General features: G+C 57.6%; 1 tRNA gene. It reads right to left on the reverse strand.

Features of this window, described 5'->3' with window-relative positions:
- Positions 1–217 precede the first annotated feature (217 nt).
- Positions 218–294 (reverse strand) — tRNA-Met (locus SPHN_RS18360).
- Positions 295–342: the final 48 nt, after the last annotated feature.

Consider the following 342-nt stretch of genomic DNA (forward strand, 5'->3'; position numbering starts at 1 on the left):
CCAGCCTCGGCCTCCTTCAGGATGCCGATGATCTGCTCTTCCGAAAACTGCTTCCGCTTCATCTGTCCGTCCCTTTCCGGGGTCGGACTCTAGCTCCAACTGGAGGAAAAAACGGGGGTCACGTCAGCTTGCTTCCGCAGTGCTTACGGCGCTGTCGCAAGCCGTAGAGCCCATACGACAAAAACCCCGCTAAGTCTTTCGACTTGCGGGTTTTTGTTGGTTGCGGGGACAGGATTTGAACCTGTGACCTTCAGGTTATGAGCCTGACGAGCTACCGGGCTGCTCCACCCCGCGACGGTCTGCGGTTGCAGACGTTGGGTGTAGACGACGTTGTGAATGGGT

The sequence above is a fragment of the Sphingomonas faeni genome (assembly GCF_023195535.1).
Classification (GTDB): domain Bacteria; phylum Pseudomonadota; class Alphaproteobacteria; order Sphingomonadales; family Sphingomonadaceae; genus Sphingomonas; species Sphingomonas faeni_B.